The following is a 713-nucleotide window of genomic DNA, read 5'->3' as shown; positions in this document are numbered from 1 at the left end:
CCCAGATCAACGCCGACCGGATGTGGCACTACACGGAGGGCATCACGAATCACGATCCGGTCTGGCCGGGGCACGGCATCCGGATCCTGCCCGGCCCGTCCTCGCTCTGGTTGGACGCCACCGGCAGACGCCTGGAGGCCCCGAACTTCCCGGGCTTTGACACGCTGTCCTCCCTGCGGGCGCTGCGGGAGACGGGCTATGACCACTCCTGGTTCGTGCTGACCCAGCGGATCATCGAGAAAGAGTTCGCGCTCTCGGGGAGCGAGCAAAACCCGGATCTCACGGGCAAGAGCGTCCGCAAGCTGCTCGACCGGCTGGGCTCGGGCGCCCCGGCCCCGGTCCGAGCCTTCGTGGAGCGCGGCGCGGACTTCGTGACCGCGGACAGCGTGACCGAGTTGATCGAGCGGATGCGCGGCCTCTCGGATGCCCCGCTCGACGGGGACCGGGTGCGGGCGGAGATCGCCGCCCGCGATGGGGCGCTCGGCAACCGTTTCGGGAAGGATCTGCAGGTGCTCGCGATGCGCGCCGCCCGCGGCTACGTCGGCGATCGCCTCATCCGGGTCGCCGCCCCGCACCGGCTCACGGATCCCAAGGCCGGTCCGCTCATCGCGGTGAAGCTGCACGTTCTCACCCGCAAGAGCCTCGGCGGGCTGCACACGGACCTGAGCGGGGCCGTCCTGAGCGCGGCGGGCACCCCCGTCCCCGGCCTCTAC

1 protein-coding gene is annotated in these 713 nt (G+C 71.2%); it reads left to right on the top strand.

The window, feature by feature from the left end:
* Positions 1-713 (top strand): FAD-binding protein (locus OOT08_RS18360; RefSeq protein ID WP_325094325.1); only part of this gene is annotated, 713 nt, incomplete at both ends.

This window comes from Leucobacter sp. M11 (genome assembly GCF_035726885.1).
Classification (GTDB): domain Bacteria; phylum Actinomycetota; class Actinomycetes; order Actinomycetales; family Microbacteriaceae; genus JAPFRB01.
Note: the sequence above shows the minus strand (reverse complement) of the source record. Positions and strands in the feature narration are given on the sequence as shown.